The organism is Adhaeribacter rhizoryzae, assembly GCF_008629685.1.
Taxonomy (GTDB): Bacteria; Bacteroidota; Bacteroidia; order Cytophagales; family Hymenobacteraceae; genus Adhaeribacter; species Adhaeribacter rhizoryzae.
This window is the reverse complement of the sequence record NZ_VWSF01000001.1, coordinates 83,617-104,412: the sequence shown is the minus strand read 5'-3', so window position 1 is coordinate 104,412 and position 20,796 is coordinate 83,617. Positions and strand designations below refer to the sequence as shown.

General features: G+C 45.9%; 11 protein-coding genes. 2 read left to right on the top strand and 9 right to left on the bottom strand.

The features are described from left to right. Window positions 1-8: 8 nt before the first annotated feature. The 3 genes from F0145_RS00345 to F0145_RS00335 form a co-directional block, all read right to left on the bottom strand. A complete protein-coding gene (locus F0145_RS00345; RefSeq protein ID WP_150086081.1) occupies window positions 9-6,533 on the bottom strand; it encodes an ice-binding family protein in 6,525 nt (2,174 codons plus the stop codon). A 541-nt stretch (window positions 6,534-7,074) separates the two neighbouring features. Next, window positions 7,075-8,271, bottom strand: a complete 1,197-nt coding sequence (locus F0145_RS00340) for a ribonuclease D (RefSeq protein ID WP_150086080.1) — start codon at window positions 8,269-8,271, stop codon at window positions 7,075-7,077. A gap of 185 nt (window positions 8,272-8,456) precedes the next feature. Next, complete coding sequence (locus F0145_RS00335; protein WP_150086079.1) at window positions 8,457-9,140, bottom strand: arylesterase; 684 nt, start codon at window positions 9,138-9,140, stop codon at window positions 8,457-8,459. A 168-nt stretch (window positions 9,141-9,308) separates the two neighbouring features. Between F0145_RS00335 and F0145_RS00330 the strand changes: the two genes are divergently transcribed. Then, window positions 9,309-10,022 (top strand): ABC transporter ATP-binding protein, encoded by a 714-nt coding sequence (locus F0145_RS00330; protein ID WP_150086078.1) that lies wholly within the window; start codon window positions 9,309-9,311, stop codon window positions 10,020-10,022. A gap of 133 nt (window positions 10,023-10,155) precedes the next feature. Beyond that, on the top strand, window positions 10,156-12,717 hold the full coding sequence (locus F0145_RS00325) for an ABC transporter permease (RefSeq protein ID WP_223815750.1): 2,562 nt from the start codon (window positions 10,156-10,158) through the stop codon (window positions 12,715-12,717). A 105-nt stretch (window positions 12,718-12,822) separates the two neighbouring features. On the opposite strand, the gene F0145_RS00320 is transcribed toward F0145_RS00325, so the two are convergent. The 6 genes from F0145_RS00320 to ilvD all read right to left on the bottom strand — a co-directional run bounded on the left by F0145_RS00320 (window position 12,823) and on the right by ilvD (window position 20,718). Continuing rightward, a complete protein-coding gene (locus F0145_RS00320; RefSeq protein WP_150086077.1) occupies window positions 12,823-13,188 on the bottom strand; it encodes a response regulator in 366 nt (121 codons plus the stop codon). A 724-nt stretch (window positions 13,189-13,912) separates the two neighbouring features. After that, window positions 13,913-15,187, bottom strand: a complete 1,275-nt coding sequence (gene ilvA, locus F0145_RS00315) for a threonine ammonia-lyase IlvA (protein WP_150086076.1) — start codon at window positions 15,185-15,187, stop codon at window positions 13,913-13,915. A 97-nt stretch (window positions 15,188-15,284) separates the two neighbouring features. Continuing rightward, window positions 15,285-16,331 carry a ketol-acid reductoisomerase gene (gene ilvC / locus F0145_RS00310; protein WP_146904533.1) on the bottom strand — a complete coding sequence of 349 codons (1,047 nt, stop codon included), beginning with the start codon at window positions 16,329-16,331 and terminating at the stop codon, window positions 15,285-15,287. 131 nt (window positions 16,332-16,462) lie between these two features. Then, the gene (gene ilvN / locus F0145_RS00305) at window positions 16,463-17,023 is read right to left on the bottom strand and encodes an acetolactate synthase small subunit (protein ID WP_150086075.1); all 561 of its coding nucleotides are present in this window, start codon (window positions 17,021-17,023) and stop codon (window positions 16,463-16,465) included. Window positions 17,024-17,172: 149 nt separating this feature from the next. Beyond that, window positions 17,173-18,912 carry a biosynthetic-type acetolactate synthase large subunit gene (ilvB, locus tag F0145_RS00300; protein ID WP_150086074.1) on the bottom strand — a complete coding sequence of 580 codons (1,740 nt, stop codon included), beginning with the start codon at window positions 18,910-18,912 and terminating at the stop codon, window positions 17,173-17,175. Between the two features lie 102 nt (window positions 18,913-19,014). After that, window positions 19,015-20,718: a dihydroxy-acid dehydratase gene (gene ilvD / locus F0145_RS00295; protein WP_150086073.1), complete on the bottom strand. Its 1,704-nt coding sequence runs from the start codon at window positions 20,716-20,718 to the stop codon at window positions 19,015-19,017. Window positions 20,719-20,796: the final 78 nt, after the last annotated feature.

Genomic DNA, 20,796 nt, shown 5'->3' with positions numbered 1-20,796 from the left:
CAAACTTTTTAGCGCATCATCATTACATAGCCTTTGTAAGTTTTGTAGTTGCCGTCGCATTCTTTCACGTTTAACACATAAAAGTAAGTACCGGCGCTCAGGCTGCCGCCGTCCCAGTTATTCTGGTAGCTTTTGCTCCGATAAACTTCGTTGCCCCAGCGGTTAATAATTACCAAATCATTATCCGGGAAATTCAGAATATTTGGGATCTCCCACTTGTCGTTGGTGCCGTCGTTGTTCGGCGAAAACACGTTGGCAATGGTTAGGTTAGACTTGGCCCGGCTGGGGTCAGCTTCAAAAGAAACGGGTTCGCTGGTGCAACTGGCTGTTACCGAAGAAACTTTAATAATGCCTTTACTGCTGTTTTCCGGAGCTGTTACGGTAATATTATTTGTTCCTTGTCCGCTGGCAATGGTCCAGCCAGTTGGTACTTCCCAGGTATAACCGGTTGCGCCGTTTACCGCCGCCACCGAGTACGATAGGCCAGTACAAGAAGTGCTGGTTTCTTTAATTGCGCCGAGGGCCTGCGGTGCCGGATTAACTTTTACTTCGAGCTTGCTGGGGTAACTGGTAGCACAGGTGCTGGCAGCCGTTACCGAAATTAAGCCGCTTGTGCTACCCGCCGTAACAGTTATGGTATTGGTATTTTGGCCATTTGTAATTGCCCAACCAGCCGGCACCTCCCAGGTGTAAGTAATAGCGCCCGGCACCGGCTCAATGGTATAAATTAAGTTTTTAGTACCAGTACAAACCATTGGCTCGCCGGTTACTACGCCTACTTCTACCGCCGGGGTTTGGCCCGGATTTACGCTGATACTGCTGGCATCGCTTTCGCCGCAACCGTTAACCGCTTTTACCGAAACGCTGCCGGCTTTTGACCCGGCAATAACCGTAATACTGGTGGTTCCCTGACCGGCGGTAATGGTCCAGTCGGCGGGCACGGCCCAGTTGTAAGAATTAGCGTTTGCGATGGGCTCTATGGTATAGGTAATATTTTCCTGACCAATACACGCCAATACCTGACTGGTCCGGATTTGGCCGGGAGCCGGGGTAGGCGTTGTGGCCGAAGTAACTACTACGGTGCTGGCCTTGCTGCTGCCGCAACCATTAACCGCCGTTACCGAAATATTGCCGGATTCTTTACCAGCCGTTACCGTAATAGTAGTGGTTCCTTGCCCGGCCGTAATTTTCCAGTCGGTGGGTACAGTCCAGGTATAAGAAGTGGCATCCGGAATGGCATCTATTTTATACTTGCTACCGGTATTACCGGCACATTGGTTAAGAATGCCCGATATGGTTAAAGGCTGTTCCGGCGCGTTGGTAATATTTACCGCCAAAGCTTGGGCCGTACTGGCCCCGCAACCGTTGCCTGCAGCCACTCTTACGCTACCCGAGGTAGTACCGGTTTTCACTTTAATAGCAGTTGTTCCCTGACCCGAAATAATTTCCCAGTCGGCAGGTACGGTCCAGGTATAAGTAGTAGCGCCGTTTACGCCACCAATAGAATATTCTATTTCGTTTTGATTAGCACAAACTTTCGTGGTTCCTTTAATAGCCAAAGGTACCGGCGGCGCCGAGCCCGTAACGGCTACCGGCAATATACTGGCGGTGCTAAACCCACAACCATTTTCGGCAATAACCGAGATAGTACCGGGGCTGTTGCTGGCCGTAACCGTAAGCATAGTAGTACCTTGCCCACCGGTAATTACCCAACCTGCCGGCACCGACCAGATATAATTAGAAGCATTCTCTACGGGGTTAATGGTATAAGTAAGGTCTGCTACGTCCGCGCACACGCTGCCGCTGCCCGTAATAGTACCTGGTAAACCCGGCACTGCCGTAGCCGCCCCCACATTAATACTAACGGTAGCACTGGTACCACAATTATTAATTGCTGCTACGGTTATTACCCCTTTGCCTTCACCAGCCCTAACTGTAATGTTTGTGGTTCCCGCACCGGCGGTAATTGCCCAACCCGTTGGTACCGTCCAGACATAAGAAGTGGCACCCGGCACAGCGGCAATCCGGAAAGTATTACCCGTACTGCCGGAACAAGGGGCAATACCGCCGGTAATAGCCACTGGCGGAGCCGGCAGTGTACCGGGCGTAACCGCTAAAATAGCCGCAGGACTAGCTCCACAATTATTATAAGCGGTAAGCGAAATAGTACCGCCTGTAGCGCCGGCCGTTACCGTAATGCTATTGGTTCCCTGGCCACTGGTAATATTCCAACCACTCGGTACCGACCAGTTGTAAGTAGTAGCCCCGGCCACCGGCGTTACCGAATAAATAATATTGGTTTGGCCAGCACAGATAGTAGTATTGCTTGCTGAAATAACACCCGGATTGCTTGGCGCCTTGGTGGTAGGCGATACACTAACTTCGCGGGCCGTGCTGGTGCCGCAGTTGTTTGTAGTCTTTACCGAAATAACACCAGCGGTGCTTCCGGCCGAAACCACAATAGCGTTTGTACCCTGGCCAGCCGTAATATTCCAGCCGTTTGGTACCGTCCAGATATAACTGTTAGCACCGGCCACCGGCAACACCGAATAAGTAATTCCATTCTGGCCGGCACATAAATTAGTATTACCCGTAATGGCACCAGGAGTAACGGGTGCTACGGTACTTACATTTACCGCTTGTATTTTAGCAGAACTGCTGCCGCAATTATTCCGGGCAGTAACCGCTATTTCGCCGGGTTGGGTGCCGGCCATTGCGGTGATGCTCGTTGTTCCCTGACCAGCAGTAATGCTCCATCCGGCCGGTACCGTCCAGGTATAACCATTAGCATTAGCTACGGCAGCAATGGAATAAGTAAGGTTATTTTGTCCGGCACAAGGAATAAAAGTACCAGTTATAGTAATGGGCTCTAATGGCACACTTAACAGCGGGGTTACATTTAATTCACTGGGCGCGCTAGTGCCGCAGCCGTTTACAGCCTTTACCGTAACTTTACCGGGCGTTTCACCGGCTGTTACCGATATGGCTGTTGTGCCTTGTCCACTGTTAATAACCCAACCAGCCGGTACCGTCCAGGCATAACTGGTAGCCCGGTTTACCGCCGCAACGGAGTAAGTAATATTGGTTTCGCCGGAGCAAGGTTGTAACTGGCTACTGGTAATAGTTCCCGGCGCGGGTGAAGGAGCCGTTGAGGCCACCACCGACAATGCCTTGGCCGTACTGGAGCCGCAATTATTTATTGCTGTTACAGCAATTTCACCGGGGATGCTACCGGTAGTTACGGTAATGCTCGCAGTACCCTGGCCCCCAATAATTGACCAGCCGGTCGGTACCGTCCAGGTATAACCGGTAGCACCTGTTACCGGATTTACCGAGTAGGTTACATTGGTTTCACTTACGCAAGGGTTTTCTTTACCAATAATGCTAATCGGCTCAGTGGGCACGGTAGTACTAGGTGTTACCGCTAAATTTGCAGCAATCCCAACACCACAACTATTTACGGCAGCTACCGAAATATCACCGGCATTGGCTCCGGCAGTAACGGTAATAGAAGTTGTCCCTTGTCCGCCGGTAATCGACCAACCGCTGGGCACTGACCAGTTGTAACTGGTGGCACCGGCTACTGCCGCAATAGAATAAGTTAAACTGTTCTGGCTAACACAAGGCTGGCTGGTAGTTCCAGTTATGTCTCCCGGCGCTTCCGGTTTGTTAGTTGGGCTTACTGTTAAACTTTTAGTGGCACTAGGGCCGCAATCGTTAAAAGCGGTTACGGTAACACTGCCCGGATTATTGCCGGCGGTAACCATAATATTGGTAGTTCCTTGTCCATTGGTAATTGTCCAGCCATTAGGCACCGTCCAGGTATAACTGGTAGCACCCGCTACGGCTTCTACGTGGTAAGTATTGCCGGTACTAGTAGCGCACGGTGCTGTTACACCCGAAATATTGCCTGGTGCGGTATTGGTGATGGGACTTACTGCCAGGTTTGCGGCCGTACTGGTTCCGCAGCCATTAGCAGCGGTAACGGTAATATTACCAGCGTTATTTCCGGTTGTAACCGTAATATTAGCGGTACCCTGACCACCAGTAATCGTCCAGCCGGCAGGTACCGTCCAGGTGTAAGAATTTACGCCGCTTGTAGCCGAAACCGAATAAGTAGCACTTACGCCAATACAAGGCGCAGAATTTCCGGTAATGCTAGCGGGCTGCGCTGGTGACGTGGTAGATGGAAACACTGCATACGTGCGGGGTTGCGTGCTGCCACAACTATTTACGGCAGCTACCGAAATATTTCCTGCCGTAGTGCCAGCGGTAACGGTAATAGAAGTTGTTCCTTGTCCGCCGGTAATCGACCACCCGCTAGGCACTGACCAGGTATAACTGGTGGCACCGGCTACTGCCGCAATAGAATAAGTTAAGCTGCTCTGGCTGGCACAAGGCTGGCTGGTAGTTCCGGTTATTTCGCCGGGTGCTTCCGGTTTGTTGGTTGGCGTTACTGCCAAGCTTTTAGTGGCACTAGGGCCGCAATCATTAAAAGCAGTTACGGTAACATTACCGGCATTACTACCCGCTGTAACCTTAATATTAGTCGTTCCCTGTCCTTCGGTAATAGTCCAGCCGTTCGGCACGGTCCAGGTATAGCTGGCAGCGCCCGCTACGGCTTCTACACTGTAACTATTACCGGAACTGGCGTTGCACGGATTGTTTGGCCCCGAAATATTAGCCGGCGCAGTATTCGTAATAGGGTTTACCGGCAGATTAGTTGCCGTACTGATACCACAGCCGTTAGCAGCGGTAACTGTAATATTACCAGCGTTACTGCCTGAAATTACGATAATGGTGTTGGTACCTTGTCCGTTGGTAATGGTCCAGCCGGTAGGCACGGTCCAGCTATACGAGTTTACGCCACTAATTGGTGCAACCGAATAACTTGTACTTACGCCAATACAAGGCCCGGAATTTCCGGTAATAGCAGCAGGTTGTGCCGGCGGCATAGTAGAGGTAGTTACGGGTAAAGTACGAGGCTGGCTACTGCCGCAACCATTAACGGCTGCTACCGCAATATTACCGCCGGTTGCACCGGAAGTAACCGTAATGGTGGTGGTTCCTTGTCCGGCCGTTATGGTCCAGCCGGCGGGTACGCTCCAGGTGTAAGAAGCTGCATCCGTTACCGGCGCAATGGTGTAAGTAAAACCAGTTTGATTGGCGCAAACATTGGTTGTGGCCGGGTTAGCCGTTATAGGCCCGGGCATCGGCGGCAATAATCTGGAAGCTTGTATTTCTTTCCGGCTAACGGCACTTACGGCACAAACATTTTCGGCAGTAACCGTAATAAAACCACCACTGTTGCCGGCTGTTACCGTAATAGTAGCCGAATTCTGACCGTTGGTAATGGTCCAGCCAGTGGGTACGGTCCAATTGTACGAGCGAGCACCATCAATAGGCGTAATGCTGTAGGTATTGCCGCTGCTGTTCACACATACTGATACCGGTCCGGCGATATTGCCGGGGTCAGAAGGCGCTACGCACACGTTTACGGTAGCCCGGTTATTTTCAATTATTTCATCAAAGCCGTCGCCCGCAATAGTAGCGCTGTTTACAATAAAATCCGAAGGGCTGGTATTAATGCGGGTAACAATGGTAAGTGTTTCGGTGGCGCCTACCGGCAAATTATTAATTACCCAAAGCGAAGTAAGCGGGTCGTAAGCGGTGCCGCTGGTAGTGGTAGAACTCAAATACGTTAAACCGGAAGGCAGCACATCATTTACCCGCACATTGGTCCGATCTAAAGGCCCCAGGTTACGGGCCGTAATGGTAAAGGTAATATTTTCGCCGACCGAGTATAACTCGGGAGCTTTAATGCCCGGACTTTTGGTTTTGGTAACTGCTAAATCGGTAGGAATAGTAATAATATTATTGATTAAGTTAACATTACTAGAACGCGACAATAAACGCCCCTGAATGGTCGCGCCGGTTCCCATGTTTATGGTTTGATTGGCCATAATGGTACCCCGGAAAAAGCTGCCGGCACCAATGGTAACACTGCCGTTTACTTGCCAGAAAATATTGCCGATGCGGGGCTTCGCTAATTCCAGAAAATCAACAGTGGCACTATTATCAACCAGTAAGTTGCCATCAACCTGAAAAATAAATATTTCTTCGGGATCGCCGTTGGTTTCTAACGTGAGCGCCCCGGTTAAAGCAGCATTACCGTTAAACTTGTAAACGCCCGGCTTCAAGGTTTTACCACCCAGGTTTTGCCCGGTTAAATTTTGCGTAGCAACCTGCGCTGCGGCGCTGTTATAAGCGTTAGTTAAGTTTGTTTGGGCCGTTGTAGCAGTAGTATTGGCTAAATGAGTACCTCCCCGGATGGTACCCGGCGGAAAGCCCGTTAAACTATTGCCGGGAGCCACCCCCAGGTTACCATCAACTTCGGTATTACCGGCGTTGGTTACCCCGGTACCAGCTAATACGGTAAAACGAGCCGCTGCTCCCAGCACTGGTTTTACTTGGCTATTACCAGAAATCTTTATAAAAGTAAGAAGTATCAGACAGAGTATAATTTTTTTCATCCAATACACTTTAAAGTAAATTTATAACATTTGCTACCACAACAAGCAATACTTTAATTAAGTACAATTCTCATCAGCACCAAATATCCGAAATAAAAATTATATTTACCAAGCTGCCTGCAACAAATTATACAACTTCAACGTAAGCCTATATTTTTTTATAGTTAAATCTAATTTACCTTAAAAATCCAATAACCCTAACTTAAAAAGAATACAATAATTATATTTTTATTACCATAGTCGCCTATTAAGTATATATTAAATAAACTTAATATTTATAATTTATTCTACTTATTAAATAAATTAACATTGTAAATACAGCGCTAAATTAATTTTACAAACCTGATAAAGTTCAAAATAACTCTACTCTTTAATTTTAAATAAAGCTTTATTAAGGCTTTACCCAAATTATTTATTTTATATTTAGTTTGTGCAAAAATTACAGAAAAGGAATAACAGAATACTTGAGATAAGTCAAAAAAATACCAGGCACTGGCAAAGCCGTGCTGCTTTAGAAGCAGGATTGTGGGAAATAATATATTTACTCCGGTTGTTCGGATAGAATTGGTGTTTTATCGTCTGGCAATATTTCTTCGCTCATGAAATGCTGGATAAGCGGCTCTACTACCTGGCGGGCGTAATTTTTCTTAATTTCCAAAGGCTTGCCTTCGGCGTAATCGTTTACTAAACCTTGCGGAAAAAGAAGACTGGCGGTAAACTCGCCATATTCTTCTATAATTTTGAGTCGAACGGGCTGAAGGCGGCTTTTACGCCGGTCGGCTTCTTCGCGGGTAACCAGGTAATCCGGACGACGGGGACGCGGTGGCCTTTCCATTGAAATATTTAACGCACGGGCTTGCGCTTCGGCCTCCTGGTAAGCTTTCTGAAACAGTTTGTAGTGGGCATGGTCTTTAATGCGACCCATCAAGCCTTTGGTGTTTTGCCAATCGCGGTAATCGGTGAGTGGCTCCAGCACCAGGTTCACCAGCACTTCGTTCGGAATAACCGAGCCGGACGGTTTGTTTAATTTAATGGCTAAGCTCTCCCGGAAATCATAAAGCTGCTTTAAGATATATAATTCAAAATAAGTAAGGCGGTCGGCGCCGCGTAATTTCAGATAGCGGTCGGTCTGGCCTTTCTGTTCTATTCCTTCCAGCAGGCGGCATTCTTCCTGTACCCAGTCCAGGCGGTTCAGCAACTCCACCTGCGAGAGCAAACGGTCTTTCAGGGCGTGCAAATACACCACATCGGCAGCGGCATAATTTAGTTGCTCTTCAAAAAGCGGCCTAATATTCCAGTTACTTACCTGGTACGATTTATCTATTTCAATATTAAACAACGCGGCCATCATGTTGGCAAAAGAAGTGCGCCCGTAATTCAGAACTTTCGAAGCAATTTCGGTATCCAGAATATTGCGGGGCTGGCAACCTAATTTTTTAAGCAGTAAAATATCGTTGCTGGCACTGTGAAATATTTTCATTACCGCCGGCTCTTGAATAATATTCCAAAGTGGTTTTAAGCTGGTAATCCCAAACGGATCAATTAAGTAGCAGGTATCTAAATCGGCAACCTGAATGAGGCAGAGCGTAAGGCCGTAGGTATAGCGGTTATCGTCAAATTCCAAATCCAAAGCCAGGGTCGGGGCTTTTTCTAATTTCGCTATGGCCTCTTGAAAAGCATCATCATCAGAAATATATTTTACCGCGTACCCATTCAACGGAGCTACTACTTCAGCCATTTACCAATTACTTATTTTATCAAAATTATATATTCTACTTCATATTAGTAGTATATAAGTAAACAAACCATTGCCCGTCTTGTTTTCGTGCAGCGCTATTTTGGTTAATGAATATAATTAATTAAAACAGAATCGCCGAATTAATGCCCTAAGCCATTTTTTTACCAGCCTTTAAGTTTAAGCAATTACAATACTGTTTGCAGTATCTCCCATACGTTTTCAGCGAGTATCCGGTGGCCTTTTTCGGTGGGGTGAATACCGTCGCCCTGGTTTAGTTCGCGCACGCCACCCACGCCTTGCAGCAAGAAAGGCACAAAAGCCATGTTATTTTTTTCGGCTATTTGCCGGAATATTACCCGAAACTCCGCCGCATACTTTCCGCCCATATTCGGCGGAATTTCCATGCCGGCTAACACCAGTTTTACATCGGGGTATTTGGCTTTTACCTTATCCACAATAATCTGCAAATTACGGGCAGTTTCGGTAACAGGTATGCCACGCAAGCCGTCGTTGGCCCCTAGTTCCAAGACAAATACATCTATTTTTTGGCGCAATAACCAATCTATCCGGTTTTTGCCGCCGGCGGTGGTTTCGCCGCTCAACCCCGCATTTATAATTTTGTAAGGCAAATCCAACGAATCTATTTTCTGCTGAATTAATGCCGGAAAGGCTTCGGACGGATCTAAGCCATAACCGGCGGTCAGGCTGTTGCCGAAGAACAAAATGGTCTTCATTTCTACTTTTTTATTTTCTTCCACTGCTTTATCTGCGGCTGTTGTAGTTTCCTGTGCTTGATTTTTACTATCGGAATTACAGCCAGCCAGCACCAGTACGGAAAACAGCCACGCGTATATAATATTTTTAAGCATAAAATTTATTTTAACTGATTATTATAAAACCAGCGTTTATTTAAACAAGGTAGCAGGGTTAAGGGTTTAGATATTAAAATAATTTTCGTACTTAAGAGTTTATTATAGTAATAAAAAAACATCTGGGAGGCAATATATTCAAAAGCGCCTTCATAACCCAAAAGCAAAGTGGCGACAATATTAGATATCCGGAACCTGGGCAAAACCTACCGGAGCGGCGGCAAAGAACTGGCCGTATTAACCGATATAAATTTTTCGATTGCCGCAGGAGCGGCTGTATCCATTGTTGGGCCTTCGGGTAGCGGCAAAACTACCTTATTGGGCCTTTGTGCCGGCTTGGATCGGGCTTCCTCCGGCTCGGTAGAGCTAAATAACATCCGGCTCGATGACCTCAGCGAAGACCAGCGGGCCCAGGTGCGCAACCGTTACGTGGGTTTTATTTTTCAGAACTTTCAATTATTACCTACGCTTACCGCCCTCGAAAATGTAATGGTACCGCTGGAACTGCGCGGCGAGAAAAATATTAAAAACCAAGCATTGGATTTACTCGATAAAGTTGGTCTGGCGCACCGGCACCACCATTACCCAGCCCAACTTTCGGGAGGCGAGCAGCAACGCGTATCGCTGGCGCGGGCTTTCTCTAACCGGCCCAAAATATTATTTGCCGATGAACCCACCGGTAACCTGGATGCCGAAACCAGCGACAAAGTAGAGAAATTATTATTCGACTTGAACCAGGATGCCGGCACTACTTTGGTTTTGGTTACGCACAACCTGGATTTAGCAGCCAAAACTCAACGCATTATTCGCATCAAAGGCGGCCACATTGCTTCCGACGAATTAGTTAACAGTGATCAGTTGGCAGGGAACAGTTATCAGTGATCAGGAAACAGTAATCAGTTAACAGGAAAGAGTTAATCAGCTCCAGGAACATCTATCAATTAGAAATTAACAATTAGCAAATAATTACCAGAGATACTCGAACAACGAACTACGAGTAACGCATAACGAAACCATGGATATTGATCGCACCATTTTTAAAACACCTTTAAACCTGCCGTGGCTTCTGAAAATGGCTTGGCGCGATAGCCGACGGAACCGTTCGCGCTTGTTTTTATTTGTATCGTCTATTATTCTGGGTATTGCGGCTTTGGTGGCCATTTATTCGTTTGGCTACAACCTGCGCGACGATATAGACAATCAGGCTAAAACATTGCTGGGCGCCGATTTGGTTATTTCCAGCAACCAGGTTCCGGCGCCGGCCTTACAAAAATTGATTGATTCGCTGGGCACTACCCGCTCGCAGGAACGGAGTTTTGCTTCGATGATTTATTTCATTAAAAACCAAGGCACCCGGTTGGTTCAGGTAAAAGCTTTAGCAGGTGCTTATCCTTATTACGGTGCTCTCGAAACTACTCCGATCAGCGCTAACCAAAATTTCCGGAACAGCCGCCAAGCCCTGGTAGATAAAACCTTGATGTTGCAGTTTAATGCCCATGTGGGCGACTCTATCCGGATTGGAAATTTATCTTTTACTATTGCCGGCATCTTAAACAAAGCGCCGGGCCAGACCGGCCTCACTAGCACCGTAGCCCCAGCGGTTTATATTCCGTTGCAATATTTAGAACAAACCGGCCTGGTACAAAAAGGCAGCCGCGTAAACTACCGGTATTATTATAAGTTTGACGAAGGCGTTGATGTCGAAAAACTATCCGAAGCCATAGAACCGCGTTTAGATAAGGAAGGCCTCAACCAAGATACCATTGCCTCTACCAAAGAAAATACCGGCCGTTCCTTCGCCGATTTAACCCGCTTTTTAACCTTAGTAGCTTTTATTGCTTTGCTGCTGGGCTGCATTGGCGTAGCCAGCGCCATTCATATTTATATGCGCGAAAAGGTGGCCAGCATTGCTGTATTACGGTGCCTGGGTATTAAGGCCAAACAAGCTTTCCTGATTTACTTAATCCAGATTGTGGGCATTGGTTTGCTGGGTTCGCTCATTGGGGCTGCTCTGGGCACCCTGGTGCAACGAGCTTTACCGGCCGTACTCGGCGATTTTCTACCCATCGAAATTACCATGGCTACTTCCTGGGCGGCCATTGGGCAAGGCGTGGCGCTGGGGGTAATTATATCTTTGCTTTTCGCCTTGCTGCCTTTGGTTTCGGTCCGGAATATTTCGCCGCTGAATACGTTGCGCCTTTCTTTAGAAGAAGTAAATTTCCGCCGCGATCCTTTGCAATGGCTGGTGTACGGCCTCATTATTTTGTTTGTCTTAAGCTTTAGCTTGCTGCAAATGGAAAACTGGCGCCAGGCAGTATATTTTACCGGCGGCGTATTATTGGGTTTTGCGGTACTTACCGCCGTAGCCTACGGTTTAATGTGGCTGATGCGCCGGTCTATTCCCAATTCCTGGGGCTATCTGTGGCGGCAGGGTTTTGCTAATTTATACCGGCCCAATAACCAAACTTTAATATTACTGGTTTCTATTGGCTTAGGTACGGCTTTTATCTCCACGCTTTATTTTGTGCAGGGCATTTTAATTGACCGGGTAAGTTTATCGGCGAGCGGCAACCAGCCCAACATGGTTTTATTTGATATTCAGACGAACCAGCGCGACCAGGTAGCCAAACTAGCCCAGCAAAACAACTTACCGCTGCTGCAGCAGGTACCCATTGTAACCATGCGCCTGGAAGAAATAAATGGCCGTACGGGTGTAGAAATAAAAGCAGACAGTACCGCTGAAATTAGACCGTGGGTTTTTAACCGCGAGTACCGGGTTACTTACCGCGATACGCTGGTAGATTCTGAAAAAATTATCGAAGGTAAATGGCGCGGCACCGTAAACTCACCCAACGACACCATCTATATTTCGGTAGCCGAAAATTACGCTGACAATTTAAATGCTAAAATTGGTGACCGGTTATTATTTAACGTGCAGGGAGCCTTAATACCTACGGTAATCGGCAGTTTCCGGAAAGTAGACTGGAACCGGGTACAAACCAATTTTCTGGTGGTTTTCCCGAAAGGAGTTTTAGAAGAAGCGCCGCAGTTTCACGTACTGGTTACCCGCGTACCATCTAACCAGGTGTCAGCTCAGTTTCAACAAGCGTTGGTACGTACCTTCCCCAATGTTTCGGTTATTGATTTGGCTTTAATATTGGCTACGCTCGACGAAATATTAGGTAAAATTTCCTTTGTTATCAAGTTTATGGCTGCTTTCTGCATCAGCACCGGTTTGGTGGTACTCATTGCTTCGGTATTAATCAGCAAGTACCAGCGCATTCAGGAAAGTGTACTCCTGCGTACCTTAGGTGCCAACCGGCGGCAAATCTTAACCATAACCGCCCTGGAATATTTCTTCCTGGGAGCCTTAGCCGCCGCCACCGGTATTCTGTTATCGGTTGTAGCTACCTGGGCATTGGCTAAATTCAGCTTCGAGGCGCCTTTTAATCCGCAGTTAGGACCTCCGCTGGCCGTATTTGCTATTGTTTCTTTGCTAACGGTAGCCATTGGTTTGTTAAACAGCCGCAGCGTATTAATAAAATCGCCGCTGGAAATTTTGCGTACTGAAGTTTGATTTAAACGCCCTGCTGAAAAATTAGTAGCGTTTAGCTTACTCCAACTTGTATTTAAAAGTCAGCCAGACTGTAGCCAAATACGTGTGTTTTACTACTATCGCTTATTATAAAAACAAAGTATTTATTTCGGATAAGAGGTCATTAGAATTGAATGGTTTAGACATATACGAGTTTGCCCCCAGCAACATACATTTAGCCGCTTCGCCCAAATCGGATTTGCACGAAACGACTATAATAGGAATATTACTTTTGGCTCCCATTTTAGAACGAATATAGCTTGTAGTTTCATACCCATTCATAATCGGCATTTCAATATCCATCAGCACTAAATCGTACTCGTTCTGAATTAATTTATTTATAGCAGCTTGTCCGTCTTCGGCAATATCTAAGTCAAACCCAAAATCATCTGTAACTTTTGCTACCAAACTCTGGTTAAATTTATCGTCCTCAGCCAACAGAATTTTAAACATATCCCTTTAATCTTTATTAGTTGTTTTACTGATTCAAAGATATATATTAAAATTTAACTATATACAATTTTATTAAAAATTTACAAAAAGTACTTTATTAAAATACATTAAGTACAATTTACCTTTTCTAATTACAGCACATCCATAATTATTAAACATACATTCAAATAATATAATTTACACAAATCAAATATTTAGTAAAATTGTTTTTAAATAGCTATTTAGCTATTTTACTAATTATTAGGAAATATCTTACTATTTTTAATTATATTTTACTAAAATATTTAATAATTCAATTTATATAATTTTATTCCATCATTTGGAAACACATCCTATAATTATTAAATCAATAATATAAGTAATTTAATATTTTAAAAGCCAACTTAGTTCCGCTTTAATTGATGGGAAAGTTTCTCAAAACTTTGAAAACAGGCTTGTTATAGATAAGATTATAGTACAATGAAAAGCAAGCCAATAACCAGCAAGCACACGAAGAGATTGAATATTATTGGCTGGTCATGCCCTTAAAATATTCTAACGCAAAAGCCCTGCTGCTGGGCTGTACCCATTACGTAAGGGTGTAGATTAATAAACAAAAAGCCCAGCGTTAAATATTAACACTGGGCTACTTAAGCATTTGGGCTTCCTGCTTTATCCAGATACCAGAAAAACAGACAATATTAATAGAAAGAGATAAACGCTGCCTGTAAACTTTAAAAAGCAATCAAATAATAAAATGGTAAAATTCTGGACGGTCGTTAATGTATTCGCAGTTAAAGTTACGATCGGCCATGCGCTTTACCAGCGCCTCAAAATCGTCGCGGTTTTTTAGCTCAATGCCAACTAAGGCCGGGCCTTTTTCACGGCTGTTTTTCTTGGTATACTCAAAGTGGGTAATATCGTCGGTGGGGCCCAGAATATCGTTTACAAACTCTTTCAGGGCGCCGGCGCGTTGCGGGAAGTTTACGATAAAGTAATGCTTCAGGCCTTCGTACAGCAACGAGCGCTCTTTTATTTCTTCGGTACGGGTAATATCGTTGTTGCCACCGCTTACCACACAAACCACGTTTTTGCCTTTAATTTCGTCTTTAAAGAAGTCTAAAGCCGCGATAGATAAAGCACCAGCCGGTTCGGCCACAATGGCTTCTTCGTTGTAAAGCTGCAAAATGGTGGTACAGATTTTACCCTCGGGTATGGTTAGCATATCGTCCAGGTTTTCGCGGCAAATCTGGAAAGTTAAGTCCCCTACCGATTTTACCGCCGCCCCATCCACAAACTTATCAATCTGGTCGAGGGTTACTTTCTGACCGGCGTCCAGCGATTTTTTCATGGAAGGCGCACCAGCCGGCTCCACCCCCACTACTTTGGTCTGGGGGCTCATCGCTTTAAAATAAGTAGACACGCCAGCGGCCAGACCGCCACCGCCAACCGGTACAATTAGTAAATCTACCGGCCCTTTCATGTCGTCCAGAATCTCTACACCCACGGTGCCTTGCCCTTCAATCCCCTTAGGGTTATCAAAGGGATGAATAAACGCCATTTGATGCTGCTCGGAGAACTTTAGTGCTTCGTAATAACAGTCATCAAAGGTATCGCCTACCAGCACTACCTCGGCGTGTTCGCGGCCAAATAACTGTACTTGTTTAATTTTTTGATTAGGCGTGGTAATCGGCATAAAAATATGTCCCTTAATACCCATGTGGTGGCACGAATAAGCTACTCCCTGGGCGTGGTTACCAGCACTGGCACAAACTACACCATTTTGTAATTGGTCTGCAGTAAGGCTTTTCATAATATTGTAAGCCCCGCGTAGTTTATAAGAACGCACTACCTGCAAATCTTCCCGCTTCAGGTAAATATTTGCTTCGTACCGCTCCGATAAATTCATACTCCGGATAAGCGGCGTACGCACCACTACTTCCTTTAATCTTTCTTCAGCAGCTTGTATGCCCGCTACACTTACTTTATCTTTTACAACTGCCTGCACTACTTCTGACATTTCTTTACTATTTTAAATAAACCAAAAGGCCACAGTTACAGAATACGGGTTTCCTTCTTCTGTTACTGTGGCCTCATAGCTTTAAACTTTATATGTATTAGTTATTCTGCGGACGCAGTTTGCGCACTTGCGCACCTGCCTGCCACATTTCTGAATCGCGCAGTTCTTTTAATTCCGCATCCAGTTTCTCGCGGTAATCTGGCTGGCTGTTGGTATCGATAGAGCGCTGGGCTTCTTCGCCGGTAGCTACGCTTTCGTATAATTCTTCAAACACCGGAGCTACGGCATCGCGGAATTTGTTTTTCCAGTCTAACGCACCACGTTGGGCAGTAGTAGAGCAGTTAGCATACATCCAGTCCATACCATTTTCCGCTACCAATAAAATTAAACTTTCGGTTAATTCTTCTACGGTTTCGTTGAAAGACTCAGATGGCGAGTGACCTTTTTTGCGCAGCAAGTTGTATTGCGCTTCCAGGATACCAGCTAAAGCACCCATTAAAGTACCACGCTCACCGGTTAAGTCAGAATATACTTCTTTTTTGAAATCAGTTTCGAATAAATAACCAGAACCAACACCAATACCCAAAGCAACCGCTTTTTCGCGGGCGTTACCAGAAGCATCCTGGTAAATGGCAAAGCTGGAGTTCAGACCTTTTCCTTCCAGGAACATGCGGCGTAAGCTGGTACCAGAACCTTTAGGTGCTACCAGAATTACATCAACATCTTTAGACGGTACAATACCGGTCCGGTCGCTGAAAGTAACACCGAAACCGTGCGAGAAGTAAAGGGTTTTACCTGGTTTCAGGGCTTTTTGTACCATAGGCCAGGCTGCAATTTGGCCGGCATCAGAAAGTAAGAATTGCAGAATAGTACCACGCTCGCAAGCTTCTTCCAGCTCAAACAACGTTTCACCTTCTACCCAGCCATCCTTCAGGGCTTTTTCCCAGGTTTTAGAATCTTTACGCTGACCAACAATTACGTTAAAGCCATTGTCGCGTAGGTTTAGTGCCTGGCCAGGACCTTGTACGCCGTAACCTAATACTGCGATTGTCTCGTTTTTCAGTACTTCCCGGGCTTTGTCAAGTGGGAATTCTTCACGGGTTACTACGTTTTCTTCTGTTCCGCCGAAGTTAATTTTTGCCATTGTTTTACTTTTTATTAATTAGTGATTTTTCCTTAGTTTTTGTTTTCCTGGCTACCGTTTACTTTCCAGTAATATTCAGCTCTAACTTTGCTTCATATTATAACGGTACCAGCATTGCCGTAATCTGTTAATTATAAATGCGCCTCAGCCTGTTCTCTTAAATATGTGCTGAGATCTTTCATGTGCTTGGTAATTGCTACCCGGCCCGAGCGCGAGAACTGCAAAATACCAAACGGCTTCAGTTGCTCAAATAAAGCTTTGGTTTCTTCCAGGTGACCGGTTTTCTCAATAATAATATATTGCGGGTCTACCGTTAAAATACGGGCGTAGCTATCGCGCACTATTTTTTCTACCTCGTGGCCGCTAATAAGCGAAGTCATCGGGATTTTATAAAGCGCCATTTCCTGAAATACGGTTTCGTCTTCCGGGTAAAAAGAGGCGCGCAGGACATCTACCTGTTTGGAGATCTGCTTCACCAGCTTTTCTACCTGCTCGTAACGCGCCCGGATAATAATGGTATACCGGTAAACGCCCGGCACTTCCGACTCAGAGGCCGTTAAGCTTTCGATATTTATATGACGCCGGGTAAAAATAATGACTATCCGGTTCAGCAGACCTACTTTGTTTTCCGTAAAGGCAAATATGGTATAAGTTCTTTCTTCTGAATCGGAATAATTGGGCGCTGTATCCATTGCTGCTATATTTCTTACTGTTGCCGGTATTGGGTTAAAGGTTAGCGTTAAAGGTTACAGGTTGTTAGTTACCTGTAACCCTTAATTTTTAGCTTTAAACAAACCGGCTGTTTGTGCTTATTTATTATTTAAAATATTAAAGATACCTACTAATCTAACCGGATATTAGCTACTGAATCGCCGGCCGGTACCATTGGGAACACGTTCTCTTCTTTTTCCACTACAACCTCTAACAAATAAGGGCCATCGTGCGCCAGCATTTCTTTTATATGTCCTTGCAAATATTCACGTTCGGTTACTTTGCTGCCGGCAATGCCGTAAGCTTTGGCAATTCCTACAAAATCGGGGTTCACCATTTCGGTAAACGAGTAGCGTTTATGGTGGAAAAGTTGCTGCCACTGCCGTACCATGCCCAGGAAATTGTTGTTCAGAATTACAATCTTAACGCCTATTTGGTACTGGAAAATACAACCCAATTCCTGGATGGTCATCTGGAAACCACCGTCGCCGATTACTGCAATTACCTGGCGATCGGGCGCGCCTACTTTAGCCCCCATGGCCGCCGGTAAACAAAAGCCCATCGTTCCCAAGCCACCCGAAGTAATATTGCTGCGGGTTTCTTTAAAGTTATAGTAGCGCATACCCACCATCTGGTGCTGCCCTACGTCGGTTACTAACACCGCTTTGCCTTCGGTTAATTCCGAAATAATTCGAACGGCTTCGCCCATTTGCAAACCGGGCGTGTTGGGAAACAATTGTTCCCGAATGACTTTATCGAACTCTATTTTATAACAGTCGAAAAAGCTTTGTACCCATTCTTTATGCTCCCGTTGCTCTACTAATGGCAACAAGGCCTGCAAAGCTTCTTTGGCATCGGCATTTACGGCAACATGGGCGTGTACATTTTTATTTATTTCGGCCTGATCTATTTCGATATGAATAATTTTAGCCTGCTTGGCATAACGTTTTAAATCGCCGGTTACGCGGTCGTCGAAACGCATACCAATCGCAATCAGCACATCGCACTCGTTGGTTTTCAGGTTAGGGCCGTAATTGCCGTGCATGCCCAGCATACCCACGTTCAGCGGGTGTTCGGTCTCCAATCCTGATAAACCCAAAATGGTCCAAGCCGCTGGTAAGCCCGCTTTCTCAATAAAGGCTTTAAATTCCTCTTCGGCATGGCTCAACAAAACGCCCTGGCCCCAGATAACAAATGGCTTTTTAGCCTGGTTAATTAATTCGGCCGCCGCAACTACTTCCGATTGTTTTAATTTAGGTACCGGGAAGTAGCTGGCAATTTTTTTCCACTTTTTGTAATTAAACTCAAAGGTGGCATTCTGCGCATCTTTGGTAATATCTATCAGTACCGGACCAGGCCGGCCGGAGGTGGCAATGTAAAAAGCTTTGGCAATGGCTTCCGGAATTTCTTCGGCGCGGGTTACCTGGTAACTCCATTTGGTAACCGGCATGGTTACGCCCAGTACATCGGTTTCCTGGAAAGCATCCGTACCTAATAAATGTGAGAATACCTGCCCGGTAATACAAACCATCGGGGTAGAATCTATCTGCGCATCGGCAATACCGGTAATTAAATTGGTAGCACCCGGGCCCGAAGTGGCAAAACACACGCCCGGCTTACCGGTAATGCGGGCATAACCCTGCGCTGCGTGTGCGCCGCCTTGTTCGTGCCGGACCAAATAATGCTTTAGGCTATCGGAGAAATCATAGAGTGCATCGTAGATGGGCATGATAGCGCCACCCGGGTATCCAAAAATAGTATCGACCCCTTCTTCCAGCAACGACAGTAACACACCTTGCGCGCCGGTAACGAGCATCTTTTTTGGCTCGGTTTTCGGTTCCTTTTCCTTAATTTCTACTGCTACACTCATGACTTTTAACCTTAAGTTTATTTAATCAACCATCTTACAAAGATAATTATTCCATCCCGAAGAATTATTTTTTTACTTATTTCTGATTATCAGCGAAGTAAATTATCTATCGGTAACACAACCTTCCGATGCCGACGACACCGTTTTGGCGTATTTATATAATATACCGGAAGTTTTGCGCAACGGCCGTTCCTGCCAGGCAGCCCGGCGACGAGCAATTTCTTCTTCGCTTAAATCTACTTCTAACCGGTTGTTAACCGCATCTATGGTAATTTTATCGCCATCCTGCAGCAAACCAAGCATGCCGCCCACGTGGGCTTCCGGGGTAATATGGCCTACCACAAAACCGTGCGTACCACCCGAGAACCGGCCATCGGTAATTAAAGCCACCGATTTACCTAAACCGGCTCCCATAATTAAAGAAGTAGGCTTTAGCATTTCGGGCATACCGGGTCCGCCTTTAGGGCCTTCGTACCGGATAACCAACACATCGCCTTCTTTTACTTTACCAGCTAGAATACCGTCGTTGGCCTCAAACTCCCCGTCGAATACCACGGCGGTACCGGTAAATATTTCGCCTTCTTTACCGGTTATTTTAGCCACCCCGCCTTGCTCCGCTAAATTGCCGTACAAAATACGAATGTGGCCGGTTTCTTTTATCGGTTTATCCAGCGGCATAATTACATCCTGACCTTCGGCCATATCGGGCACGTTTTCCAGGTTTTCGGCTATGGTTTTACCAGTTACAGTTAAGCAATCGCCGTGCAATAAACCCGCTTTCCATAACATTTTCATAACCGCTGGAATACCACCAATTTTGTGTACCTGCTCCATGTGGTATTTGCCACTCGGCTTCATATCGGCCAGTAAAGGCGTTTTGTCGCTGATGCGCTGGAAATCGTCGATGGTAATATCTACGCCGGCGGTGCGGGCAATGGCCAGCAAGTGCAACACCGCATTAGTAGAGCCACCTAAAATGGTAACTACCACCATGGCGTTTTCAAAAGCCTTTTTGGTTAAAATATCTAATGGCTTAATATCTTTTTCTAACAACTGCCGAATAGCCAAACCCGCCTGTACGCATTCTTCGCTTTTATCAGGGCTAATGGCTGGGTTAGATGAGGTATAAGGCAAAGCAATACCCAATGCTTCGGCGGCCGAAGCCATGGTATTAGCCGTGTACATACCACCGCAAGCCCCGGCACCCGGACAAGCGTGTTCAATAACCCCTTTAAAATCCTCCGGCGAAATAGTACCGGCATATTTTTCGCCCAGCGCTTCAAACGCCGAAACAATATCTAATTTCTTATCGGTGAACTTACCCGCCGCATCGCAGTAATTACCCGGCGCAATGGTACCGCCATAAACCATAATGGCCGGGCGGTTTAAACGGGCAAAACTAATCAGCGCACCCGGCATATTTTTATCGCAGCCTACTACGGCAATTACGCCATCGTAGCTCTGGGCATTTACTACAGTTTCAATAGAATCCGCAATAATATCGCGCGACGGCAGCGAGTAACGCATACCCGGCGTTCCCATCGAAATGCCATCGCTTACCCCAATCGTATGAAATATTAAACCCAATACATCGTCGGTGCTGTTAACGCCCTTTTTAACCAGTTTGGCTAAGTCGTTCAGGTGCATGTTACAAGGGTTACCGTCGAAACCGGTACTCACAATACCCACCTGGGCTTTTTGCAAATCGGCATCGTTTAAGCCAATGGCGTGCAGCATGGCCTGAGCGGCCGGATTGGTTTCTTCCTGGGTAACCAGGTAGCTGTATCGGTTTAGTTTTGTACTCATGGGTTTAATTAGGGTATTAAAAATTTATTTAACACTAATGCTATTTCCGTACCGGCACATTTAAAAAAAAGCGCCACT